This window comes from Oscillatoria nigro-viridis PCC 7112, from assembly GCF_000317475.1.
GTDB classification, from domain to species: domain Bacteria; phylum Cyanobacteriota; class Cyanobacteriia; order Cyanobacteriales; family Microcoleaceae; genus Microcoleus; species Microcoleus nigroviridis.
Genome location: NC_019729.1, coordinates 5,100,881 through 5,124,653, shown reverse-complemented (window position 1 = coordinate 5,124,653; position 23,773 = coordinate 5,100,881). Strand labels below are relative to the sequence as shown.

General features: G+C 44.1%; 25 protein-coding genes. 9 read left to right on the top strand and 16 right to left on the bottom strand.

Annotated elements, in window-relative coordinates:
- Positions 1-5 precede the first annotated feature (5 nt).
- From OSC7112_RS21470 to OSC7112_RS21415, 12 genes are all read right to left on the bottom strand, one after another.
- Positions 6-284 carry a HepT-like ribonuclease domain-containing protein gene (locus OSC7112_RS21470; RefSeq protein ID WP_223300662.1) on the bottom strand — a complete coding sequence of 93 codons (279 nt, stop codon included), beginning with the start codon at positions 282-284 and terminating at the stop codon, positions 6-8.
- Between the two features lie 56 nt (positions 285-340).
- Positions 341-688, bottom strand: coding sequence for a nucleotidyltransferase family protein (locus tag OSC7112_RS21465; RefSeq protein WP_015177872.1), 348 nt, complete (start codon positions 686-688; stop codon positions 341-343).
- Between the two features lie 227 nt (positions 689-915).
- Positions 916-1,398, bottom strand: a complete 483-nt coding sequence (locus OSC7112_RS21460) for a hypothetical protein (RefSeq protein WP_015177871.1) — start codon at positions 1,396-1,398, stop codon at positions 916-918.
- A 119-nt stretch (positions 1,399-1,517) separates the two neighbouring features.
- Positions 1,518-3,095 (bottom strand): GMC family oxidoreductase, encoded by a 1,578-nt coding sequence (locus OSC7112_RS21455; protein ID WP_015177870.1) that lies wholly within the window; start codon positions 3,093-3,095, stop codon positions 1,518-1,520.
- Positions 3,096-3,149: 54 nt separating this feature from the next.
- Positions 3,150-3,527, bottom strand: coding sequence for a hypothetical protein (locus OSC7112_RS21450; RefSeq protein ID WP_015177869.1), 378 nt, complete (start codon positions 3,525-3,527; stop codon positions 3,150-3,152).
- A gap of 87 nt (positions 3,528-3,614) precedes the next feature.
- Positions 3,615-4,304 (bottom strand): alternative oxidase, encoded by a 690-nt coding sequence (locus tag OSC7112_RS21445; RefSeq protein ID WP_015177868.1) that lies wholly within the window; start codon positions 4,302-4,304, stop codon positions 3,615-3,617.
- 52 nt (positions 4,305-4,356) lie between these two features.
- The gene (locus OSC7112_RS21440; RefSeq protein ID WP_015177867.1) at positions 4,357-4,638 is read right to left on the bottom strand and encodes a hexameric tyrosine-coordinated heme protein; all 282 of its coding nucleotides are present in this window, start codon (positions 4,636-4,638) and stop codon (positions 4,357-4,359) included.
- A gap of 150 nt (positions 4,639-4,788) precedes the next feature.
- Positions 4,789-5,670, bottom strand: a complete 882-nt coding sequence (locus tag OSC7112_RS21435) for an RNA polymerase sigma-70 factor (RefSeq protein ID WP_015177866.1) — start codon at positions 5,668-5,670, stop codon at positions 4,789-4,791.
- Positions 5,667-6,077: a hypothetical protein gene (locus OSC7112_RS21430; RefSeq protein WP_015177865.1), complete on the bottom strand. Its 411-nt coding sequence runs from the start codon at positions 6,075-6,077 to the stop codon at positions 5,667-5,669. Before OSC7112_RS21430 ends, OSC7112_RS21435 begins: the two co-directional genes overlap by 4 nt.
- 59 nt (positions 6,078-6,136) lie before the next feature.
- Positions 6,137-7,084, bottom strand: a complete 948-nt coding sequence (locus OSC7112_RS21425; RefSeq protein WP_015177864.1) for an NAD-dependent epimerase/dehydratase family protein — start codon at positions 7,082-7,084, stop codon at positions 6,137-6,139.
- A 103-nt stretch (positions 7,085-7,187) separates the two neighbouring features.
- Complete coding sequence (locus OSC7112_RS21420) at positions 7,188-7,709, bottom strand: GNAT family N-acetyltransferase (protein WP_015177863.1); 522 nt, start codon at positions 7,707-7,709, stop codon at positions 7,188-7,190.
- Positions 7,700-7,996 (bottom strand): type II toxin-antitoxin system TacA family antitoxin, encoded by a 297-nt coding sequence (locus OSC7112_RS21415; protein ID WP_015177862.1) that lies wholly within the window; start codon positions 7,994-7,996, stop codon positions 7,700-7,702. Before OSC7112_RS21415 ends, OSC7112_RS21420 begins: the two co-directional genes overlap by 10 nt.
- Before the next feature lie 326 nt (positions 7,997-8,322).
- On the opposite strand from OSC7112_RS21415, the gene OSC7112_RS21410 reads away from it, so the two are divergent.
- Genes OSC7112_RS21410 through OSC7112_RS21400 form a run of 3 tightly spaced genes read left to right on the top strand, consistent with a single transcriptional unit; the run spans position 8,323 to position 11,275 of the window.
- Complete coding sequence (locus tag OSC7112_RS21410) at positions 8,323-9,684, top strand: branched-chain amino acid ABC transporter substrate-binding protein (protein WP_223300661.1); 1,362 nt, start codon at positions 8,323-8,325, stop codon at positions 9,682-9,684.
- Positions 9,651-10,961 (top strand): branched-chain amino acid ABC transporter permease, encoded by a 1,311-nt coding sequence (locus tag OSC7112_RS21405; RefSeq protein WP_015177860.1) that lies wholly within the window; start codon positions 9,651-9,653, stop codon positions 10,959-10,961. Before OSC7112_RS21410 ends, OSC7112_RS21405 begins: the two co-directional genes overlap by 34 nt.
- Positions 10,962-11,008: 47 nt before the next feature.
- Complete coding sequence (locus OSC7112_RS21400; protein WP_006631847.1) at positions 11,009-11,275, top strand: hypothetical protein; 267 nt, start codon at positions 11,009-11,011, stop codon at positions 11,273-11,275.
- 86 nt (positions 11,276-11,361) lie between these two features.
- Here OSC7112_RS21400 and OSC7112_RS21395 read toward each other — a convergent pair whose 3' ends face one another.
- The 3 genes from OSC7112_RS21395 to OSC7112_RS21385 form a co-directional block, all read right to left on the bottom strand.
- The gene (locus OSC7112_RS21395; protein WP_041623342.1) at positions 11,362-12,414 is read right to left on the bottom strand and encodes an RNA-binding domain-containing protein; all 1,053 of its coding nucleotides are present in this window, start codon (positions 12,412-12,414) and stop codon (positions 11,362-11,364) included.
- A gap of 165 nt (positions 12,415-12,579) precedes the next feature.
- Positions 12,580-15,606: a tetratricopeptide repeat protein gene (locus tag OSC7112_RS21390; protein WP_223300660.1), complete on the bottom strand. Its 3,027-nt coding sequence runs from the start codon at positions 15,604-15,606 to the stop codon at positions 12,580-12,582.
- Between the two features lie 238 nt (positions 15,607-15,844).
- On the bottom strand, positions 15,845-16,417 hold the full coding sequence (locus tag OSC7112_RS21385; RefSeq protein WP_015177857.1) for a Uma2 family endonuclease: 573 nt from the start codon (positions 16,415-16,417) through the stop codon (positions 15,845-15,847).
- A gap of 272 nt (positions 16,418-16,689) precedes the next feature.
- Here OSC7112_RS21385 and OSC7112_RS21380 point away from each other — a divergent pair, with 272 nt between their 5' ends.
- From OSC7112_RS21380 to OSC7112_RS21360, 5 genes are all read left to right on the top strand, one after another.
- Complete coding sequence (locus OSC7112_RS21380) at positions 16,690-18,255, top strand: ABC transporter permease subunit (protein ID WP_015177856.1); 1,566 nt, start codon at positions 16,690-16,692, stop codon at positions 18,253-18,255.
- Positions 18,256-18,398: 143 nt separating this feature from the next.
- Complete coding sequence (locus OSC7112_RS21375) at positions 18,399-19,235, top strand: class I SAM-dependent methyltransferase (protein WP_015177855.1); 837 nt, start codon at positions 18,399-18,401, stop codon at positions 19,233-19,235.
- A gap of 206 nt (positions 19,236-19,441) precedes the next feature.
- Positions 19,442-20,209: a hypothetical protein gene (locus OSC7112_RS21370; RefSeq protein ID WP_015177854.1), complete on the top strand. Its 768-nt coding sequence runs from the start codon at positions 19,442-19,444 to the stop codon at positions 20,207-20,209.
- Between the two features lie 11 nt (positions 20,210-20,220).
- Complete coding sequence (locus OSC7112_RS21365) at positions 20,221-20,781, top strand: hypothetical protein (protein ID WP_015177853.1); 561 nt, start codon at positions 20,221-20,223, stop codon at positions 20,779-20,781.
- A 96-nt stretch (positions 20,782-20,877) separates the two neighbouring features.
- Complete coding sequence (locus OSC7112_RS21360) at positions 20,878-21,657, top strand: ABC transporter ATP-binding protein (RefSeq protein ID WP_015177852.1); 780 nt, start codon at positions 20,878-20,880, stop codon at positions 21,655-21,657.
- A 238-nt stretch (positions 21,658-21,895) separates the two neighbouring features.
- Here OSC7112_RS21360 and OSC7112_RS21350 read toward each other — a convergent pair whose 3' ends face one another.
- Positions 21,896-22,738: a PEP-CTERM sorting domain-containing protein gene (locus OSC7112_RS21350; protein WP_015177850.1), complete on the bottom strand. Its 843-nt coding sequence runs from the start codon at positions 22,736-22,738 to the stop codon at positions 21,896-21,898.
- A 324-nt stretch (positions 22,739-23,062) separates the two neighbouring features.
- Between OSC7112_RS21350 and OSC7112_RS21345 the strand changes: the two genes are divergently transcribed.
- Positions 23,063-23,770 carry an ABC transporter ATP-binding protein gene (locus OSC7112_RS21345; protein ID WP_041623339.1) on the top strand — a complete coding sequence of 236 codons (708 nt, stop codon included), beginning with the start codon at positions 23,063-23,065 and terminating at the stop codon, positions 23,768-23,770.
- Positions 23,771-23,773 lie beyond the last annotated feature (3 nt).

Sequence of the window (23,773 nt, the reverse complement as noted above, 5' to 3'; positions counted from 1 at the left end):
ATCGCTCAAATATCATCAGGTAACGGCGACAATAATCCCTCTACTTGTACCAGTAAACTAGGCAAAATACTGGTAACAATATTCCAAATAACTTCCGAACTCACTTGGTCATAGCGATGAACCAAAATATTTCGTAAGTTAATCGCATTTCGCCAATCAATTTCGGGATGGAACTGCTGAAACTCGATCGAAATTCTCCGATCGGCTTCGCCCAAAATCCCCAACTGCCGCTCTACGGCACTTTGCATCAAAACACTTTCAAGCCGGAGTCTCGCAAGAAGCATCAACCGTAAACTCCTGAATCCGACGGATTGCCTGCGCCATGTCCCAAAGTGAAGCACTATCCCGATCGCCCGCTTGCATAAATCACTCGATAGGTTTTCAAAATGTTCGATCGCCGATAGAGATTTTTTAACTGCTTTTTTTCCACCAAATCTACACAACGGTGAAATAAATGCTCTATTTGCTCCTGCATACTCCATAGATCGGATAGTGTGAGGCGGTGCGATGGCTCATATGTCACCAGTACATCCACATCGCTATCAGGGCGAAAATCATCCCGCAGCACCGAGCCAAACAGGGCAAACTCGACAATGTTCCAGCGCTGGCAAAATTGCGCGATCGCATCGAGAGAGACTTTTAGGCGATCGGTAACAACATATTCTAAATTTGATTGCAACTCAACCATCCGCGAGCTAACCTCCAATCTTGTAGCTAACGTCTTTTAATTGTAACATCCCAGGTCGGATTGACATTCTGATCCTAATGTTTGAAGTAACTTTTACTTCGGAAATAGCTGGCATCGTTGCCCAACAGTGTGAACCAAACCAGCAAATTTTATGGTGGTGAATGTGCCGCAACAATGGATAAGAACAAGAAGGACATTCGTGCATAATCTTTTACTTCTGCGATCGATTAGGGAAAAACAATTTTAGGAGCAGCCGTATGTCCCAAATAAATATAGGCAGCCGATCGCAGTACAATTTCGGAATAGAGAATCTTTTGGATGTCTAAACTCGGTGCACGTTTGGCTGCGAAGTTGTAAGCCGCGATTTCCCCATCCAAACTGAAGTCACTATTTGTCAAGTAGTGATCGTAATCGTGCATTCCCTGAAAAATAAATCCAAAAATAGGATTAGGATAAACAGCAGAATCGTAACTCTCAGCGGATACCCAAAGTTGCCCTTGTTTGATATCTGCAAACATTTCTTCTGCGTTTTCATAACGCATATAATCTGAAAATTGTAGATTTAAAGGCAATTGCTGGAACTCACCCATTAGCCAATCACAGAGTTGGGCGATGGTTTGATCTGAAATTTCGGGTGGCTTACTTTCTAGATAGAGTTTGGCGAGAGTTTCTACTTTTAATGCCGTTAAGTTTGCTTTTGTGAGAGTCATATCGCTCCCCTCCTAACCTTGAACTACCTTTATTCTGACAGTTTTTATCAACAACTGCTATGAGCTAGCTCATTTTTGAAAAAAAATAGTCAAGGCTATTTGATCGATCGCACTCCCTGTTAATTTGTAATAGCTAAAGGTACTTGCTGTGAAACGTAACCTGCGGCTTTAATTAAATCTGCTGCCTTTTCGCCGATCGCAATTGTCGGCGCATTCGTATTTCCTGTGGTGATTGTTGGCATGATTGACGCATCTACCACACGCAATCCCTCAACTCCATGTACGCGGAGTTCAGAGTCTACAACCGCCATTGAGTCAGTTCCCATTTTGCAGGTGCCGACAGGATGAAACACAGTGCTGCAAACTTCCCGAATGTAAGCTTCGAGTGCTTCATCACTCTGATTGTCGGCACCGGGAGCGACTTCCTCACCCCGAAACTCATCAAAGGCACTTGTCTGAAATAATTTGCGGAGTAATTTAATTCCTGCAGTGAGTTTTTGCACATCGGATTTACTTTGGAGATAGTTCATCCGAATAATTGGTGCATCTTTCGGATCGGGCGATAGCGAAGCGCTGCTGCCGAAGGCAGGACGTAAAAATACACTACCAATACTCTCAGGATGGATCAAACATACTAAACCAGTGAATCCCGAATCAGAACGAGGAGGGGATGTCAACAGAATAGGGCTGAAGATCAACTGTAAATCAGGCGCAACATCCAGATTACCCTCGCTATGCAAAAACAATCCGGCTTCAACGATACTACTGGTGATTGCAGGGTGTAAATCCTGAGTTGCCAGGTGTACCACAGGAATGAGAGGATGATCTTGGAGGTTTTGACCGACACCAGGCAAATCAACGATTACAGAAATACCCAATGATTCCAGGTATTCTTGATTACCAATGCCCGAAAGCATCAGCAGCTTAGGCGAATCGAACGCGCCAGCACTTAAAATCACTTCCCGGTTAACCCGGACTTGGTGCAGCGTTCCCTCGTGCATATATTCCACCCCAACGGCGCGGGTTCCCTCAAACAACAATCGAGTCACCAACGCTGCTGTCGTTGTTGTCAAATTGGGACGATCGAGAATTGGCACCAGGAATGCAGCAGCGGTACTGTGACGTTTTCCATCTTTAATCGTCATCTGATAGAGTCCTGCGCCTTCTTGGTGCATCCCGTTGAAATCAGGATTGTTGTGATATCCCATAGCTACAGATGCTTCTACAAATCGTTGGGATATCGGTGCCGGGGAAATTAGATCGGTAACACTCAACTCGCCATCGACACCGTGGTATTCGGAAGCACCTCGTTGCTGGTTTTCAGATTTCTTGAAATATGGCAATACATCTTGATAACTCCAACCGGGATTACCCAATTCTTGCCAGCGATCGTAATCATGAGGATTGCCTCGGACATAAAGCATGAAATTAATCGAACTGCTGCCGCCCAAGACTTTCCCGCGGGGATGAAAGATTTTGCGGTTATTGAGGTAAGGTTCTGGTTCTGTGAAGTATGCCCAGTCTACCTCAGAGCCTAGTAAGTTGAAGCATTCCAACGGGATTTGAATCTCTGGTTTCGTATCTGGATTGCCAGCTTCGAGCAACAACACGGTTGTTTCACTGTCTTCTGTCAGACGGTTGGCAACCACACAGCCTGCCGAACCTGCACCAATCACAATGTAGTCATAGTTCGTCATAACATTCTCCTGCTTCGTTGTATGTAATCGATTAATTTAGTCAGGCTAGAGAATTCAACTTTTCGTACAAGATTTCTGCATCAAGATACGGTTGTTTTTATACACCTCTAAAGTTCCAGACTTCGGGCTATCCAACGTGCCATCCCAAACCCAATATTCATAATTGCCCTTCCGAAACTTATAGACTCGAACGCCTTCTGTAGCTTTGCTAGTACCTCCGCCCAAACTTAAATTACCGTTGGAACTGGTCGAGCGATATAGCAGTTCACCTGAAGCCTTCTTTTTCCAAATATTAATGTTGTAACCACCCTGGCATCTTGTACTGAGGATGAGGTCAGCAGTAGAATCAGCAGACGCAGGTAAGGAAAAATTAGCTAAGGCACAGATTGGTAGAGCAAGGAGTAACGCTGATTTTTTCAGTAGTGTTTTCATAGTTCTTAACAATGTTGTAGAACTGATTGGACTGCAATCATTTATATCGAATTGCAACCCGGTTTTTAAGTATAACACCTCCTACAACTAACCCGTTTTATCTGCGTTGGCAGCGATCGCTTCAAAAACCGTATGGGGACTTTTGAAGGTTAGCCGCGCTTCTGGTTTCTGGAGTGCCACCATCGTTTTGACGTGTTCGTCTTCGTCATCACGAATGTTCGCGAACACGTCGTATAGATTATCCACCTTGGGACGACGAAATTCATGACTTAGTGCAGTCTGAACTTCATCAAACATATAAAGATCGCCATCGCGATAGAAATTGATTGCCACCTGGGGCGCAGGTTGAGCTTTCAGTTGAGCTTCGTAGGTTTTCAAGTATTCGTCATAGGTGTGATAGGCATGACCTTCAATCAGTTCCATCAGGTAGTAGGCGTAAGAAGGAAACAGCATATAAAGTGGCACTACCACCCAGTAGTAAGCGAATGCAACGTGTTGGGCGATGAAGCGATCGATCCAGAGGCGATCGCCTCCGAGTGATTCCATAATCAACAGATGGTGTAATTCGTTCCAGGTTTCAGCGAAGTGAAGTTTCAACAAGTCTGCTTTGCGCCAGTAACCCAGCGTCTCGTAGAGATGCAGCACTGATAGATAGGAAAAGTAAGGCACGCGGGCGATCGTTTCCAGCATATAAAACCGAGGATAGGAACGATTTCCGTAGACGACATCTACAAGGAAGACAAAAAAAGCAACTATTAATCGAATCAAAACTTTCACGGTGAATTCCTCAAAAATTTGAACACTGACCGAATCTGAAAATTTCGATATCCTATTTTCGCCAGTAATTGTTGGCAGCAGCGACAGTGGCAAATTCTAGAGCGACAACGTGACCAACTGCAATCAGCATCATGGCATCATTGCCATAAACCTCTCGTAACTGGTTGCGCTTTTCTTCATCAGGCTGAGTCATTTTGATAATCAGCCGTGCCATTTTGACTGCCAGTTGCCGTCCCTCTTCAGGCGTTTCTGTTAAAAGTGAGTTATTGGGAACCAATGTAACTTCGGGTGGCCTTACAACAGATGGATTGTTTGAAGTGATTATATTATCCATGTCAAAATCTCCTGAGTTAGTGTCTTTTTTAGAACAGCAGCATTGGTTATCCAAGACCTCCCTAATTCGATCTGCTTCGCTCGTAAAATGGCATTTCAATGGCTTCTATGAGCTAACTCAAACTTGAATCAACTCACCGAGAGTTTTCGGTTACTTCTCTAAAGATATCTCCTGGCAAATCCGCTCTAACTTTTCTGGATTCCGCACACTGTAAATAGAATGAATGCAGCCATCCACAATCTCAAACGTCATCACACTGTGAATGTGGCCATCCAGATATTGGATAATGCCTGGTTGTCCGTTGATATCGGCTAAGTGAGAGACACAATTAAGCAGCCATTTGCGACGAATGGCTAACAGCATCCGAGCCACCTTTACAGCTCCATGTATCGGCTTGAGGGCTGCAACGACCTTGCCACCACCATCTGAACAAAACGTCACATCCTTCGCCAGCACCAGCAACAAATCTTGTAAATCCCCCTTGGTGGAGGCATCTAAAAATAGGGCTGTAATCTGCTTTTGTTGAGGCCGAGAAACTGGGAAACGAGGACGTTGGTCGGCAAGATGCTGCTTCGCCCGCCGCAGGATTTGGCGACAGTTGGTGGGACTCTTGCCGATCATCTGACCGATTTCGTCATAGTCATACTCGAACACATCGCGGAGTAGAAATACTGCCCGCTCGATCGGAGATAAACGCTCCAGTACAGTTAAAAATGCGATCGAGAGCGAGTCTGCTAATTCCATTAGATCGGTTGAATTTTCGGATTGTTGCGTTAACATCGGTTCTGGTAGCCAGGTACCGACGTATTGTTCTCGCTGGACACGCGCCGATCGCAAATGATCGATGCAGAGGCGCGTGATGATAGTTGCCAGATAAGTCTTTGCCGATCGCACCGTGGAGCTCGCCGTCTGTTGCCAGCGCAGGAAGGTTTCTTGTACCATATCTTCGGCATCTGTGACAGTTCCCAGCATTCGGTAGGCGATCGAGAACAGCAACGGACGATGGTGGTTAAAATCATCCAGAGAACTCATAAAGCCCCCTGCTCTTGTTCCTGAATAGTTCTCAATGCCCACAAGCCAATTCCAGCTCCTAATCCATCCACAATTAATATCAGGATGGCTGTGACTTGGAACAGCAAACCCCAGCCTTCAAAGGCTACTTGAGAGACACGATCTGGACCGATGGCGATGAAATGATTGTAGAGCCCAAACAGGACCGATCCAGCCATTGAACTGAGTAAGAGCCAGCTACCAATGCGATAGAACTGTGTCCAAAGCAAAACGGCTGCAATGATGGGAATCAGAAAAATCACAATACCCACAAACAAACTCTGAAGGAGAGAGAGGGGAACTGGGATTTCCAAATGCGCTAAACCATGCAGTCCGTTTGCGATCGCATGGATGACCGCGATCGTTGTTCCATATTGAGCAATCTTCATTTTATTTCTCCCTGATTAGAAAGCTTTCCAGGCAACTCATAGTCTTAGCCCGATCGAGATTAAATTGTCAGTTGGCCCTCTTCAACGGAAGTTTTAACAAGCCATTCCAACGATCGCGGTTGAAAATTTAGTTCGCGTTTTGCCTTAGCATTGGATACACCTCGTAACTGGGTGCCGTAGTAGACAGCATCTGCACCGCTGATTCGCAGAGCATCCTCAACAGATACCTGCGGTGGCGGTGGAGCATTGAGCCACTGGGCATAAGCAGGAAGCCACACGCGCACCTCTAAGGGCCGATCGTCCGCAATTAGGTAAATACCGGGATTTCCCCGATCGACTGCCGCCACCGTCGCGAAGGCCGCATCCTCAATGTGAACCCAAGACCATACACCTTCGCCATTTCCGACGATCGGGAATTGTTGCTGCCGCACCTGTGAGGCAACGTCTCCATCGGTTGCGTACCAAGTGCCGGGCCCGTAGAAGAAGCCATAGCGCAGGACAATTCCTTCTAAAGTGGGGTTCCCTAGCAAGCGACGTTCAATCTCATTCAGCTTGCGGGTTCCGTCTGCAACTGCGGGCGAAGCATCTAAGGCTAGGGGTGTTTCTTCATCGGCCAATCCTGTACCCGGAGTTGCCAAAAATGCGATCGACTGCCTGATGTAACGACGCACGCCAGCCGCTTGCGCTGCAGCTAGGACATTTGCACCTCCTTCGAGACGGATGCGATCGTTGAGTGCTGCTGCCGCCTGCATTGTCTCAGGGGTGTAGGTTTTAGGCAGAGAGGTGAGTTGTTCGATTACAACTTCCGGTTGAGCGCGAATCACAGCAGCTTTGAGAGCACCTGCATCAAACACATCTGCGATCGCCGGTTCCACGCCTTGTTCAGCTAAAATCCGCGCTTTTTCTGGAGTGCGAGTCAATGCAACTACATCATGTCCTGCGCTGTGCAATTGGGCGATCAGCGGACGACCGATCGCCCCCGTTGCACCTGCAACCAAAATTCTCATCTAGGAACCTCCTGTTGAAGTCTGTGAGGTATTTATAGATAAGACGAAAGAGCATCGTTAGTTGTGACAAGATGATTTAACTCAAACTTGAAATGGCGATCTGTCACTTTAGCTCAAGTGAAGCAATGGCATCGCTAATTTTCACCATGAGTGTCATTGGATCGATCGGCGAAACAGTAAACCCGCACTTCTGATAAAACTGCTTCGCATCTTCCGAAATAGCGTGTACGAGAATTGCCCGTATCCCTGCAATCTCAGCAGCTTGCAAAGTGCGAAGAATTGCATCCCGCAGCAAAGCGCGTCCGATGCCGAGGCCTTGCCAATCCCGATCGACTGCAAGCCGTCCAATCACCATAACAGGAATCGGATCGGGCATATTGCGCCGGACTTTACCCGTTGCAGCAGTTTTTGCTATTGCTCCATTTGCAAGACAATAGTACGCAATGACTGCTTGACGATCGCACAAAACATAAGTCCGTGAAGCGCCCTCTGACTCATTTTTCAGAGCGCGGCGCTTGAGCCATTCATCTAACTGACTGTTGCCTGAATCAAAGGTCTCAATTTGATGTAACGAGTTCAGTTTTTCCGGCGGGCAGAGTTGGTCTAAATCTCGATCTAATCCCACGGAGATTTTGTTTTTAGTAATGCGTTTAGCTTCTGATTTGGCGTCGGCGGTGCATCCAGCAGCGCCAAAAACTGCTTAAATTTAATTTCATCTAACCCAAAAAAACAGCGGTCTAGAAGAACATCTTGAGCTTTTTGGTAAGCTGATTCAAGCATGAACTCCGATCGGCTCTTTCCCTGTAATTGGGCCGCGCGATCGATGAGAGCGCGTTGATTCGGCTTAGCTCGAATGTTGATTGTCACATCACGGGTCTGGCTGGCTGATTCTTCAGATGCTGGCGGGTGCATAACAGTTACCTCTGGCTAGACACAGTAGTAATTTGAGCTAGTAGCCCTAGCATATTTATATTATGATTTTTTGTATACACAATGTCAACACATTTACTGAAATCTGCGATCGCGGATCTATCTAGTTAACCGCGAGGGAATCGTGAACTCACGCATTGTACGGGCAGCCCCCGCCGCCGCTGATACAGGAGCGCCTAAGTCCTGATGTTGCCTTTCTAGGTCTGTTTTGATAGTTGACACAAATTTTTTAAACTTGTGCTAACTCTTGACTTACAGACTTACACAGTGAAAATATGCTAAGACGCCAGCAACAAACAAACCAACCTATGAACTTTTCCAAGAAGTCAGGGGGCAAAAGTGCCACATCCCCAACAATCAACTCAACACAGAATCTCGGCGCCGCAGGATTGCGGAAATTACTTTTTGCCGCCGGAATAGCCTCTCTGTGCGCTAGCTGTCAAAATCCTCCAGCACCCACCGCCACAACTCCCGGAGGCAGCCCCGGAACCAGTCCCGCAGCCACTCCCGTCGCAGTCAGCAGCCCCGGAGACCCAAATACTGTCAAAATTGTCTCCATGCTGCCCATGACAGGCAGCGCCTTGGGTCAAGCTCAAACAATGGTCAACGGCATCCAACAAGCCCTCGCCGAAACCAACTCGAAAGCTTGCGACGGCAAAATCCAAGTCCAATACGAAGTTTACGATGACGCCACCGCCGCCGCCGGCAAATGGGACCCGGCCCAAGTAACGTCAAACTCAAACAAAGCCGTCGCTGACGGTTCGGTAGTTGCCGTCATCGGTCACTATAACTCCGGTGCCGCCAAACTTTCCATTCCCGTGCTCAACCAAGCTAACATCGTCATGATCAGTCCGGCCAACACTTATCCGGGACTGACTAAACCAGGAAAAGGCGAAGCCAAAGAACCTAACGTTTATTATCCCGCTGGCACTCGTAATTTCACCCGCGTTGTCCCCGCTGACGACCTTCAAGGGGCTGTAGCTGGCAACTGGGCGAAATCTTTGGGCGTGCAAAGAGTCTACATTCTCGACGACCAAGAACTCTACGGCAAAGGCATCGCTGATGTTTTTGAAGCCACGGCTAAAAAGTTGGGAATTCAAGTCCTCGGAAGAGAGGGAATTGATATTAAAGCTAGCGACTATAAGGCGTTAATGAATAAGATCAAAGCTTTAAATCCCGACATGATTTACTTCGGTGGCACTACTCAAAGCAATGCCGGACAAATAATTAAAGACATGAGAAATGTCGGGATGGCGGCTGATGCAGTTAAGTTCATGGGGCCCGACGGCATTAAAGAGCAAGCTTTAATTGACGCGGCGGGCAAAGATGCCGAAGGAATTTACGCTACTTTTGGCGGCTTGCCTCCTCAAGAATTGACTGGTGCGGGCGCGAAGTGGTACGAAAGTTACAAGGCAAAATATAATGCTGAACCGGAAGCTTATGCAGCTTACGCCTATGAAGCTGCTAAAGTTGCGATCGGCGCAATTAATAAAGTTTGCAAAAATGACCGCGCTGCTATCCGCGAAGCTGTCTTGGCAACTAAAGATTTTAACGGGGTACTCGGCACTTGGAGTTTTGACACCAACGGCGACACGAGCTTGACTACAATGTCAGGCAATGTTGTTAAAGGTGGCAAGTGGGAGTTCGTGAATGCGCTCAAGACGGAATAATTAATCAGAAGGAAGAGGGAAGTTCGGCAACGGATGTAACCGATGTAACGGATATCGGGAAGAAGGAAGTAGGAAGAAGGGATAATAAAAAATTATGCCTTTTTCCTTCTCCCTCCAATGTCCCATGCCCAATTCCCAATTCCCAATTCCCAATTCCCAATTCCCAATTCCCAATTCCCAATTCCCAATTACTCAAAAACATGAAGAACTGGAAAAGTATTCTCTTATATCTAGGTGTAGTTTATATAGTTTTGCTATTAGGCCCGATCGCCGGATTTGATTTGCCAAAAATCGTTGGAGAAATAGTCAGCAATCCTGAAGTTTTTATCCAACAATTATTAGTTGGTCTTGTCAACGGCGCGCTGATTGCAATTATTGCTTTGGGTTACACTATGGTTTATGGCATTATTGAGTTAATCAATTTTGCTCATGGCGATTTGTATATGTTGGGCGCTTTTGCTTCCCTAACCGTGTTCGGGGCTTTTGGCATTCAAGACGGCGCATCTTTAGGTACTGCTATACCGGTGATGTTAGTCGCTTTAATTGTATGTTCGGTGTTTTGTGCTGGGCTGAATATTGTTGTGGAAAAGTATGCTTATCGACCTTTGCGAAATGCTCCTCGTTTGGCTCCTTTAATTTCAGCGATTGGAGTTTCTTTTATTTTCCAAAATATGGGTTTATTTTGGGGAGGATTGAAAGCTTTTATTCCGGTGATGGGTTCTAATTCTGCTGCGCCGAAAAGTTTTCCCGATTTGTTACCGCGAGTTGATATTCTCAAAGCTTTGGGAATTCAAACGAGTATTGTATTTACGACGAAAGATTTAATTGTGTTGGTGGTGGCGGTTGTATTGATGGTTTTGCTTCATGTGTTTGTGCAATACACTCGTCTGGGAAAGGCGATGCGGGCAACGGCTCAAAGCCGCGATGCTGCTAAAATTATGGGAATTAATGTGGATCAGATTATTGCTCTGACTTTTTTGATTGGGGGAGCTTTGGCTGGTTCGGCTGGGATTCTGGTTGGTCTGTACAACAATACTATTGTTTTTACGATGGGGTTTACAGCGGGTTTGAGGGCTTTTACTGCGGCGGTTTTGGGGGGAATTGGCAATATTGTCGGGGCGATGTTAGGAGGGGTTTTGATTGGGTTGCTGTCGTCTTTGAGCGATCAGTATTTGTCGAGTCGCTGGACTAATGCTTGGGTGTTTGGGGTTTTGGTGGTGATTTTGGCTTTTAGACCTGGGGGTTTGTTGGGCGAGAATGTTCAGGAGAAGGTTTGAAATTGCAGGGTGGAATTGATGGCAAGAGACATTTATCATAATGAAGTATGGCAAAGCAGGAAAATCCCCTCACTGGAGAAACACTAATCAAAGAAGTCTGTCGGCGGATTCGGGTTGCCCATAGCTACTGGGATGCTCATAATAACGCTGCCTGTCGGGGAGAGCGCGAGCGCGCATTAACCCTTTACAACACGCTGACCAAAGAACAAAAAGAACAGATTCCACAGGTGTTGCGGGTGTGGCTTCGTTACCGCAGTGAAAAATACTTTGGAGTACACCGAACGCCACCCAAGTCGAGACGAAAGTTGAAGTAGTAATTTCCTCGCATCGTTTTGAACCGATGAATCTTGACTAATTGAAGATGACCAGGAGGGTTTTTGTAATCTTGAAACAGATGGCATTAGAGGTGATTGTAGAATTCTTGGATATCAAGAGATTTTGATGTATTACCTGCTCGAATATAAAATTCCCGACCTTTTTTGCTCTTGACAAAAACTGGTTTGGTTGACTTTTTTGCCTCGATCGCGCAAACATTTTTACCTTCAATGATTTCAAAGCGAGTTTTGAGCAACTGTGTAAAGCTATTACCCATGGAATCGCCGACTAAGTGTATGATTGTCTGCTCAAACTGATCCAGACTCTTTTGGGAAAGTAAGGATAAATCTTTTTCTAAGCCAAAAATATTGCCGTTATCTTCAACACCAATAATTAATGTTCCTCCTTCACTGTTTAGGAAGGCAGCAATAGTTTTCAAAACATTTATCCTAAGATCCTCGTTTTTACAGTTTTGTTTGACATCCCATTGAAGAGTGCTTTTGTATTCTAACCGAGGACTTTCAGGCAACGTTATCAGCTCAGAAATAGGACGCTGATCGCCAATTTTTCGGATTGTGGTTAAAAATCTGCGGAGTTGCCTGTCTTCAATTCGTTGCTTTAAGGATTCCTCTGTATCTGCTGCATCAATGACTGTTTTGTTGATCACAGCAATATATTGACCAAAATAAGTTTGTTCCAGTGTTTCCAGATTCTCGGTGATCCACTGTTCGTTTTGGACATTGCCCCAACGGTTGAAATACGCGATCGCATCTTGAATCGACTCATGTAAAATATCAAAAATATTACCTTGCATATTTTTGGAAATGTAGTCCCACGCCTCCATTTTGAAGGCAGTTCGACAATCGGTCACTGTATCGTTTGCTGTCAAAATAATGACTACAGAAGAAAGATTTCGAGCTTTCACCTCATTGACAACAGCAAAGCCACTGTCGTCCTCCTCCATTCGCATATCTGCAATAATCACATCGAAGGGAGTGTTCAACTTTTCCTTTGCCTGGGTTGCACTCGTTGCGGTTTCAATCTGCTGATAACCAAACTCTTTCAACCATTCGAGCAACTCACTTAAAAAACGGGGGTTGTCCTCTACCACCAACAAATGAACGTCTTCGGTTTGCATTTTACCTATTCTCTCCCTCAGTAAGTAAGTAGGTACAAATAAATCTAACATGAATCGAGCAGGTTTTGTAGCAATAAACTCGCTCTTAATATAGACCCTAACTAAACTCGCCGCTTGTATGTTGAAAGAGGTCGGCGATCGAATATTATTTTTTTTTGCGCTTACCTACTTATAGGGAATATAAATTTCAAATTGGGCTCCATTATACCCAGTTTCACGGATGTGCCCATTCATCTTGGTCAAGGTTTTACGAATAATGAATAGCCCTAAGCCACTCCCTTTTCCTTCCTGAGAGGTAGTTCTTAGAGGTTGAAAAATCCAGTCTTTCTTATCTTCTGGAACCCCTTCTCCATTATCAACAAGCTCAATGAACAGATATTTTTGCTCACCCGGCATCGTTCTTCCTCTGATTTCTGGTGGATTTATGACATCTTGAGAAGTGATGCGAATGGTTAGATTCTGTTGATTTGAATTATGTTTAAGGGAATTTTCTACAAGTTCATTTAAGGCACTTTTAATTTTTTCTTCATCTCCATTAAATTCAGAATCACCGTTGTGAATGTCTAGAAGAATCTGAGCCCGATCAATTTGAGGCATTGTTTCCCATTTTTCAAATAGCTTTTTCACCTTAAAGCGATGATTTTTGATGGTAATACCTTCGTTAATTGCTTTTAAGTCACTGAGGGCAATTTGGGTGAGTTCTAGTTGCGTCAGTAACTTTTCAAATTGGGAATAGTGAGCATCACTTGGTTGCAATTTCCGCATTGCTCGTCGTGTCTTAGATTCAATGACAGCAAGCTGATTATTGACGAAATCAGAGATGTCATGGGCTGTTTTAGAAATGACTGCCAGAATGCGGCAATAGTCATCGTGAGGAATAGTTTCAATTTCAGACTTTTGCACTACCCGTCGTCTATCTACCTCTGCAAAAACATCCTCAATATCTTGAATGATGCCACTTAGCAAGGGATCTTCCCGTTCGGAACGGCGCAAAATTCTATAGGCAATTCCTTTGAGGATGCTGATCTCATTGGCAATTTTGTGATACATCGCCCTGTTGAGCATTTCGGTGTCACTCAACCCTATTTGGGTGTCAGTTTTGAACATCTCAAAATAGCCTTCCTCACTGAGATTTAAAGTTAGCATCTCCAGTGCCTGAGCATAGCGTGGAGAATCTTCTTTAATCTGTCGCAGCAGTTCAACTGCTCTTTCGCTATAAGGCTTGGTGGCAAGAATACTTCGGGAAATGTATAGCAGGGTTATCTCTTTATCATCGGTTCTGTCTTTGTCATCCGAATTGGCGATGGCTGCCTCGAAGTATTCGTTACCTTTCTCTGGTTGCTTAATTTGGTAGTATAGCCTACCTAAGTTAACTCGAATTACATTAGCTTGGTATGGAGTAAGAGCTTCGATTTTGATAGCTTTTAATTGGTCGATTGCCTCTTGATGTTTACCTACTTTCTCTAATACCAGAGCATATTGAAAATCAAGATAACTGCTGAGCGTCCTAGCATTTTGAGGCTTAATTTGAAGGGATAGCTCAAAGTATTGTAAAGCCTTCTCATATTGACCAGTTGTAGCTAAAGTATGGGCATAACAACTCAACGTTCTTGGATGATTAGGTTCAATCTGTATCGATCGCTCAAAAAACTGCAAAGCTTGATCGGGATGACCATTTGAAGCCAAAGCATTAGCATACCGACTAAGTGTTATCGGAGCATTAGGTTCAAGCTGTAGCGATAGCTCAAAGTATTGTAAAGCCTTCTCATACTGACCCGTAGAAGCTAAAGCAGTAGCATACCGACTAAGTGTTATCGGAGCATTGGGTTCAAGCTGTAGCGATAGCTCAAAGTATTGTAAAGCCTTCTCATGCTGACCCGTAGAAGCTAAAGCATTAGCATACAGATTAAGTGTTATCGGATCATTAGGTTCAAGCTGTAGCGAGCGCTCTAAGATTTGAACAAGCTTCTCATGCTGACCACTTGAAGCCAAAGCAGTAGCATACCGACTAAGTGTTATCGGATTATTAGGTTCAAGCTGTAGCGAGCGCTCAAAGTATTGTAAAGCCTTCTCATGCTGACCATTTGAAGTCAAAGCAGTAGCATACCGACTAAGTGTTATCGGAGCATTAGGTTCAAGCTGTAGCGAGCGCTCAAAGTATTGTAAAGCCTTCTCATGCTGACCATTTGAAGTCAAAGCAGTAGCATACCGACTAAGTGTTATCGGAGCATTAGGTTCAATCTGTATCGAGCGCTCCAAGAATTCCAAAGCCTTCTCATGCTGACCATTTGAAGCTAAAGCAGTAGCATACAGATTAAGTGTTATCGGAGCATTAGGTTCAATCTGTAGCGATTTATCAAAAAAATGCCAAGCTTTCTCGAACTGACCATTTGAAGCCAAAGCATTAGCATACCGACTAAGGGTTACTGCATCATCAGGTTTATTCTGTAGCGATTTATCAAAAAAATGCCAAGCTTTCTCGAACTGACCATTTGAAGCCAAAGCATTAGCATACCGACTAAGGGTTACTGCATCATCAGGTTTATTCTGTAGCGATTTATCAAAAAAATGCCAAGCTTTCTCGAACTGACCATTTGAAGCCAAAGCATTAGCATACGTGCGGACAGTTGTATTATTACTAGGTTCTATCACTAATAACCTTTCCAATATATCAAATGCTTTTGTATAATTTTCATTTTTAATCAAGGCCTCGGCATAAACATTTAAAGTAATTTTATTACCGGGTTCCCTTTTAAGCGCACTTTCAAGAATACCAATAGCTTTTTCATATTTTACTTGGGCTTTTTCATATTCTCCTTTCTCTTTTTCATATTCTCCTTCTTTAACCAAAGCTTTTCCATAACCCGTTAGTGTAACAACATTATAAGGTTCAAGTTGAAGTAAATCTTCATATATTATACTTAGAAGCTCCTTAGACCTATTAAACCTATTTGGATCTTGCAGGAATTTACAGTACCTACTCAAAACTTTTTTATCATTAGGATCAATTTGACGTGCTTTTTCAAATGAAATATAGGCTTCTTCATCTCGATCTACCTCTGGTAGAGCTAGAGTTTGACCATATTTGCTCCATACCTTAGCACTCTGAGGAAAATCTCTCAGCATCTGCTCGAAGATAGCGATCGCCTCGTCATACTTCTTTGCTTGTACGAGGTCTTCTGCCTGATTCATTAAGATTTCGAGGCGATCGTCGCTACTCATCGTGTCTGAGCTCCGGTAGCAGTGGGTGTAGTTCAATAATGGCGTTGCTGAATAAAGCTAAATGATCAAAGTCATCTCTAGTGTATTATATGAAGATCCCTCGCTGATAACAACCTCAAAACCTAGCTAAATTGCTAAAAACTGGTCATTACAATAGTTTCACATTTTGCTCTCACCAGATTCAGATACCTCATTATACAACGCCAAATCAAACATTCCCTGGTTTGAGCCAGCCAAAAACTTCGCCTAAAGTCAACTGCCTTTCCGGCATAAAATTGGGCATCGGAAGTATATCTGTTGGGTCTTGCAAGGAAATAGGCTGCTGCCTTGCGGGATAGGCTAAAATGTTTTTTTCATCGGGATCGAGCAACCAACCCATCTGACAACCGGCATTCAAACAGTGCAAAATATTGTTTGTGATTTTGGTTTGGCTTTGGGCTGGGGACAATATTTCTATTGTCCAGTCTGGGGGAGCATTAAATGTATTGGCAATTTCGCCGTCAGCGTCTAGGGGAATGCGATTCCAAACAAAAATCGCGACATCGGGAACAATAGAACGTCCGCCAAAGGTGCAGCGAAGTTCTGGTAGGGCTAGGGCAATTTGCGGTTTCTCTGCGATGTCGTTGGTGACTGTTACGAGTCTGCCTTGTAGTTTGCTGTGTTTTCCTTGTGGCATTGGTTTTTGGACGATCGCACCTTTGATGTATTCGCTAGCGGGTTTGGTTTCTGGGAGTTGCAAAAACTCGTCGAGGGTGATAGTTTTTTGAGGTGCTTGTACCATATAGCGATCGCCCGTTTGAAGTGTGTTGCGGTAACAGTTCCAGTATATTTGAAGTTTCGTCACTTTTGGTGCAATAATCGAACTCAAAAGACTCTAAACTGTAGCTAGCCCGATCGACCGTTTCCACGATAAGCAGTCGATCGCATTCATTGAGGCAGAATTTGGCACGGCCCGCGTCAGTCGCATCTATAAACTGCGATTTCTAGCATTCTTTCATCTAACTACTGACTGCTGACTAATAACTAATGACTAATGACTAATAACTTCTTCCTATGTCAAACAAGATAATTAAAGCAATTAAATCGAGCGGTATTTTAGGGGCGATCGCCTCTTTGACTGTTTTGTTATTCGGCGGTTGGAGTGGCACCGTAATCGGCTGGCTAATGGGTACCGCGGCTGGCTTTATTAGCTGTCGAGCTCAGAAGGTTTACAGCCCGAAAATGGGTGCTGTGATCGGCAGTTTAGCGGGTTTGGGATTGGGAGTTTGGCTGTTAGTTGCGAGTGTGATAGAAGGGGTTTTGATTAGACCTTTGTCTGGTCAACCTGCTGTTGCTTTGCCGACGACGCTGCTGTACGGGATTTGCAGTTTGACGATCGCAATTTTGACAGCTACGTTAATGGGTGCTTTGCAGGGTTTGCAGGGAGAACGCCAGCGGCTGGCAACTCTGGTGACATTAGCTTTTATTCTAATTCTGTTTCCCTTTATCGACATTCAGGCTCAAACCGGCTGGATTGCTACTGTAGTACAGATTCAAATCTTTATTATGTTGGCGCTGGGTTTGAATATTACTGTGGGTTTTGCGGGTTTGTTGGATTTGGGATATGCGGCGTTTTTTGCGATCGGCGCTTACACTACGGCTTTGCTATCTTCTGGACAGTTAAATATTGCTTGGAACTTTTGGGTGGTACTGCCGATCGCGGCCGGTGTAGCTGCGATCGCGGGCGTAATCCTCGGTATTCCGACACTGCGGCTCAGGGGCGATTATTTGGCGATCGTTACCCTCGGTTTTGGCGAAATTATCCCGGTTGTCTTTAGGAATTTAACGGCGATTCGGATTGACGAACCAGTCTCGAAGATTGTTGCTTCCCTGCTGGGGAAACCCGAGTTGGTGCTGTGTCTGGTTGGGTGCGATCGACCTTTTAACCTCACCGGCGGCGAAGCGGGCATAAACCCGATCGGGCGTCCATCTCTCCCCATCGTCGGCACTTTCAGCACCGGCAACTACTTTCCCTGGTACTACCTAATTTTGCTGCTAGTTGTCTTTGCTTACTTCATGATTTCGCGGCTGCGAGATTCCCGCTTGGGGAGGGCATGGAATGCCATGCGCGAAGATGAATTAGCCGCGAGTGCGATGGGCATTAACCTAGTCAAAACCAAACTTTCGGCTTTTGCGATGGGAGCGACGTTTTCGGGCTTTGCAGGTGCATTTTACGCCGCCTATATCAGCGCAATTTTTCCCAGCGTTTTCGATTTCTCGGTGTCGGTAATCATCCTGTGTATGGTGATTTTAGGCGGTTTGGGCAACATGACCGGGGTGATTTTGGGCGCTATCATTATCATGTCTGCCGATCGGCTTTATCTGCCACAATTAGCGCAAGTCCTCAAGGGTTTTCTGAATACTTTTGTACTCCCCAGGATTGCAATTCCCCAGTTACAAGACTTTCTGGCAACCAGTTTAGACCCGATTCAAATGCGCTTATTTCTCTTCGGCTTAACTCTTGTTGTCATGATGATCGTGCGGCCGGAGGGGCTGATTCCTGATAAGATCCACCAAGCTGAACTGCATTCTGATGCTGAAGCGAGCAATGAGTCTTTAGCAGATGCGAGAAGTCAATAAGTAGGCAAGGGCAAAAACCCTCGTATTTTGTAGGCAGGTTTAACTAAGAATCTAGGATGCAAGGGAGTTTATAAGTGTAAAATAAACCTCCCCATCTAATGTTTATTTGTAACCCACTACTTAGTAAGCGTGAAAGGTTAGCCATGAAAAATGTAACTGGTACGGCTTTTATAGTTGCGGAATTTAGAGCAGAAGAGAATGAAGAGGCAATTCCTCTTTACACTGATAATGTAGTAAAAATCTGGTTGAATGAGGAAACAAAAAAAATAGCTGACCAAATAGCTCAAAACTCTCCCGCCGCTAAAGAAATGGTTAAGTTGCGGACTAAATATTTTGATGATGTTTTGTCAAATCACATTTTAGGAGGTTGCAAGCAAGTAGTTATTTTAGGTTCGGGTTTGGATACTCGCGCCGCGAGAATTAATGGAGAAAAAGTCACTTATTTTGAAATAGACGACCGCGCGACTCTTCAATTAAAAGAAGAAACTCTCAAAGCGAACAAAGTTACTGCCAATGTTCGCTACATTCCCGGCGACTACGTAAAAGATGGTTTAATGTCCTTGCTGAAACAGAGTGCATTTGATTTCGCTCTACAGACATATTTTTTGTGGGAAGGCAACACTACCTTGCTTGACAAAAAAGATGTAATATTTGTATTAGAACAAATTCGCGACAATTTTCATAATTTCCGATTGTCTTTTGATTATATGTCGGAAAAGGTAATTTTGAGAACGACGGGCTACCAAGATATCAATGATTACATAGATAAATACGAAAGTATGTATGCACCCTGGATTACTGGGTTTGAAAACATTGCAACTTGGGCTGACGAACTGAATCTCAAAGTTATTGAAAACTTTTCGACTGCTGATTTACACGCACAATATCGCCCTGGACGTTCGCTAGAATCTAATCTTTTTAAGTTCTATTTTGTTTGTACTTTAGAAAATGCAGTAGGGTGCGTCAGTCCCGATATTTGACTCAACTGAGACAATTGACTGCTGACGCACCGCAGAGCACAGCAAAGACGATCGCACTTTGTCTGTACGCTAATGCCTCCAAAAGTATTTGCCAATGTCTCAGGTAGGCTAAACTAGGAATTAACCAGCTTGGTCGTCACGGCACCAGGATTAGCCATCCTCTGTATCGTCTGGCCAAGGCGGAATCCCTCCAATTATTCAAAGCTATGACTTTAGCGACAAAACAAATCATTGAAAAAAGCAATTACACCGAAGAAATTAAGGGAGTTGGAGAACAATTTGCAGCGATACAAAAATCCTTAGAAAAAGCATTCCAATCTCAAGATGCTCTGACACCAGAGGAGGGTATTAGAGAGCTGCTGTCAATGTACGAGCTTTATCTCCATATTGAATCAGAAAGCAATCCTTCTGATAGACATAAAAGCTTAGAACAACTTGAACGTAGCGTCGAAGCATTTAAGACAAAGTACAAAGACTTTGCCCCGAAGGAAGCTGTTGATGGCATAGAAAATGTACAACTTTGGGCTAAAATATCTAGAACAAGGATCTCTGCCCAATTATATATGCTTGCTGCATCTCTTGAAGACAACGAAGTAAAGCAACTAGGATTGTTTTACGCAGGACTCATTAATTTATTAGATATTGCAGAAAATTATCTAAGCTTCTTTACCAAAAGAGGTCGCGAATTAGCCAAAGATCTAGCTCAGACATTTATCAGCTATAAAACATTTGAAGATTATGCCAAGAAAAGACCAGCAGATGAAATCACCAGCCAAGCTATAGGCATAAGAAATGCAGCCAAAGCAATTTTGTGGGAAATTGATAGACACGACCGCCAAAAATTTTCGTATAAATCAATCTATGAAGAAGCCAACAATGCACTAAAAACAGATGATAAAGAAGAACTCCTTAAAACTCTGCGTTCCTGGCGTGAAGAGTACATTAATGAGCTTGAAAAGCTATCAGACAACTAGCAACCTAATTCATGAGTACGTTGATTTTTTTAGATACGGGTGTCCTCGGAAAACTCATACATCCCGATGTTGAGCAAAGCAAAACTAGGTTGGCTCAAAATGCTAAAAGCGAAGTTAAAGAATCGATTCTAGAAGCAATTGAATGCAATGAATGGTTAGAGACGCTAATAAATAAAGAATATTCTATAGCTATATCCGAAATCGTAAACTATGAAGCAAGGCGCGAGCATATCAGACGAATCCGCGATCGCAAATCTGGACTCGAAGAGAAACAAAAAGCTCTTAAAGCTATTGAAAGGCTAGATGCGCTAATCACAAAAAAAGGAGTTGCATATTTTCCAGTTACTTGCGAAGAGGGCAACGTAATGCAAGAAGCGGCTGAGTTATGGGCTTTTGCACACAATAATTCTTATGTAGCCTACGATGCAGACTTAATCATAGCCGCTCAAGCCGTCATTATTAAGAGAATAGGAATAGAGGTAATCATTGCAACAACTGATACCGAAGACTTTAACCGATTGCTACAACAGTACCACATCGAAGCTAGGCGCTGGAGAGATATTAAACCTTAGCTGAACTGTCTCTCATTTAATTTTCCAGTGTTTTTGTCCGAAAACTGAAGGGTCAACTTTTTAACAGCTTAACTAATATTAGGAATCACAACCAAAATGTCACTATTAGAAGCACAGCAACTTACAATGCGATTCGGTGGTTTGACTGCCGTCAACCAGGTTAGCTTAACCTTGGAAAAAGGCTCGATCGCCAGTTTGATCGGCCCCAACGGCGCGGGCAAAACTACTTTTTTTAATATGCTGACTGGTATCTACAAACCGAGTGGCGGTCAGTTGCTTTTGGAACAGAAGAATATCACGGGTTTGCCGCCAGATCGCCTGACTACTTTCGGCATTGCTAGAACTTTTCAAAATATCCGCTTGTTTAACAACATGACTGTGCTGGATAATGTTTTAGTAGGTAGACACTGCCGATTGAAAACAGGTTTGTTGGGTGCAATCCTCCGCCCTCCCGCTGTGATTGTAGAAGAGCGGGAAGCTAAGAAAAAAGCCTTGATTATGCTTGATTTTGTCGGTTTAGGTGCTTCTAAAGCCTCGGAGTTGGCAAAAAACCTTTCCTACGGCGACCAGCGCAGATTGGAAATTGCCAGGGCTTTGGCTTCCGATCCGAAAGTGTTGCTTTTGGACGAACCGACTGCCGGGATGAACCCGAACGAAACGGCTGATTTAACTCGCTTTATTTACCGAATTCGCGATGAGTTGGATTTGAGTATTTTGCTGATTGAACATGATATGAAGGTGGTGATGGGAATTAGCGATCGCGTCAGTGTTATGGAGTACGGTACTAAAATTGCTGAGGGAACTCCGGCCGAAGTTCGCGCCGATCCTCGCGTGATTGAGGCCTATTTGGGAAAAGAAGAAGATGGACATGGATAATGGGTATTGTGTGCCGACAGATCGGTCAGGTGGGCAGTGTGTATCCTCGGAAGAAGCGATATAATGTCCGGCCAATTAACCCTAATAAAATTAGGGCGGGTTTCAACAAAAATCTGTCATTGAAACCGATAATATTTATCAACCAGCCCAGGGCGACAGCATTTTATAACGAGCAATTCAACGGAAACGATAGGATGTGCACCTCGCACAGCCTACCGATTAACATTTGGGGTTTTTCCTAAACTTTTGATTTGACTCCCGACATTATTTTCTTGTGTTTTCTCTGCCTGACAAACAATCCTAAAAATATTGCAGTACCTAATACTGTGCTCGGTTCGGGAACTGCTTCTGCTTCTGCTTCTGTATTTGCGATATTGTTCTTAACTTCTACTAACCTTAAGTTAGTGGCGCTGTTGAATGTCCGCGAATATACCCCAGAAGTATACAGGAGGCTAGCTGCTGCACTTTCTTCAGCCATAAAATTAAAGTTAATTTGTGTGGGTTTAAAGCTGTTGCTAACGAAGGCATTTGCAGAAAAGCCACTAGAAGAGTCTAAACCGATGGCAAATTGAAAAGAGTCTAACAAAATGTTAGTAACAGTGTTAATCACCCAGAAAGATATACTGCTATTTGCCCTGGCCCGTTCGGATTGGGGGTTGTCAACTGATGTTAAAAGAGCTAAAAATGTCTGAAAAGTGAAGGAAAAAGTTTCTTCGGCATCAATGAAGAAGTCGCCGATCACTGCTGCTTGACTTTGGGCTAAACCGGAATAGTTATTTCCGCTGCCTATGACTTCACTTTGCGATAGATTTGCTGCCAGCAATTCGTGACAGTTAGATATAAAAAATGCCTCAGCGTTCGCTTGGCTAATGACTGCACCGCTATTAGCTATTGTCTGAGTGTTAGTGTTAGTAGATGTACCTGTGTAAGTCGGGGTGTGACTGAAGTTGTCAATCGCTACTTCTGCTGCAGAACCGGCTATTGTGGCAGCACTGCTGGGCGCAATACCTACACTCAAGCTGGTTACTAAAGGAGTTGCTAATAAAAATGCGATCGCTCCGCTACTGTGATTAAATTTCATGGTAAATCTCCTTAAATTTGAAAATTGAAAAATTTTAATTGCTGTTATGGGTAAGTTGTAGCGGTTGGTTTCGCTTACGTCTTAATACTACCTATTTACTTAGAGATTTTTGTAAAGCTACTGTCAAGAAATCTTATGTTTAAGTAAAACTTATGTAAAGTCGATCGCCACAGCTACTAAAAATACATCGTAGGGGAGCTAGGGCTGGTGTCGATCTAAGTAAAATTACTGCTTACTCTAAAAAAGCTTGATTTTAAATAAATGCAATAAAATTTTATAATTAGTCGGGATAATATAATAAAGCACAAAGCAGAGAGAGTAATGATGCTAGAAATTAAAGACATTCACACCTACTACGGAAATATCCACGCTCTCAAAGGAGTATCGCTAACAGTCTCGCAGGGAGAAGTTGTGACATTAATCGGCAGCAACGGGGCGGGGAAAACGACCACTCTCCGCACGATTCAAGGACTGCTGCGCCCGCGCCAAGGCACTGTATTATTTGAGGGAAAGCCTTTAGAAGCACTATCTACAGAGGCGATCGTCCGTTTGGGGATTTCTCAAAGTCCCGAAGGGCGGTTGATTTTTCCGCGAATGACGGTGCAAGAAAACCTAGAAATGGGTGCTTATCTCCGCAACGATACTCTCGGTATCAAGTCCGATATGGAAAAAGCATTAAATTTATTTCCTCGTTTGCGAGAAAGAATTAGTCAAAAAGGGGGAACTCTCAGCGGCGGCGAACAGCAAATGTTGGCGATCGCCCGGGCTTTGATGTCGCGCCCCCGCTTGTTATTATTGGACGAGCCGAGTATGGGATTGGCACCGATGTTAGTAAGTCAAATTTTTGCGATCGTCCGCGATATTAATGCTGAAGGAACAACTATTTTACTGGTGGAACAAAACGCCCGCATGGCTTTAAGTGTAGCCCACCGCGGTTATGTCATCCAAACTGGTCAGGTTGTAGTCGCAGGTAGTGCTAGCGATTTGCAGTCAAATGAAACTGTTCGCAAAGCATATTTAGGTGAAAGTTAAATA